At 68.4% G+C, this 624-nt stretch carries 1 pseudogene; it reads right to left on the bottom strand.

Going from position 1 to position 624, the window contains the following annotated elements:
• Window positions 1-624, bottom strand: a pseudogene (locus tag ASG00_RS17285) (MFS transporter); the annotation flags it as partial.

Genomic DNA, 624 nt, shown 5'->3' with positions numbered 1-624 from the left:
CCTCGGCGACGGTGACCGTGGCGAGGTCGGCTTCGGATGCCGCGGCCCGCTCACTGTTGGTCATGCGGGTGAGCGGCTTGTTGGGCAGGAACACGATCGCCAGCACGCTGATGATCGCGAACGGCACCGCGATCAGGAACGAGTGCGAGATGCCCTGCGCGTAGACGTCCTCGAAGATCTGGCGGATGCCGTCGGGCAGCGTCGAGACCTGAGGAATCGTGCCGCTCTGCAGCTGCTGGGCGAGCTGGGCGCCCTGCGCTCCGAGGGCGTGCAGGGCGGCGCCGATGTCGGCGGCCCGCGCGGTGACCAGTTCCGCGACCTTCGCGGCGAGAGCGGCACCCATGACCGAGACGCCGATCGTGCCGCCGAGGCTGCGGAAGAAGGTGACCCCCGAGCTCGAGACGCCGATCTGCGACGGGTCGGCGGTGTTCTGCACGACCAGCACGAGGTTCTGCATCGTCATGCCGACGCCGGCCCCGAGCAGGAACATGTAGACCGAGACCACGACGAAGTTGGTGTCGTACGAGATGGTCGACAGCAGGTACGAGCCCGCCACGAGCAGCACGCCACCCACGACGAGGTACGGCTTCCAGCGGCCGAAGCGGCTGATGAGCTGTCCGACGC

It is taken from the genome of Microbacterium sp. Leaf351 (genome assembly GCF_001423825.1).
Taxonomy (GTDB): Bacteria; Actinomycetota; Actinomycetes; order Actinomycetales; family Microbacteriaceae; genus Microbacterium; species Microbacterium ginsengisoli.
The sequence above is the reverse complement of the archived record's forward strand: the minus strand, read 5'-3'. Positions and strand labels throughout refer to the sequence as shown.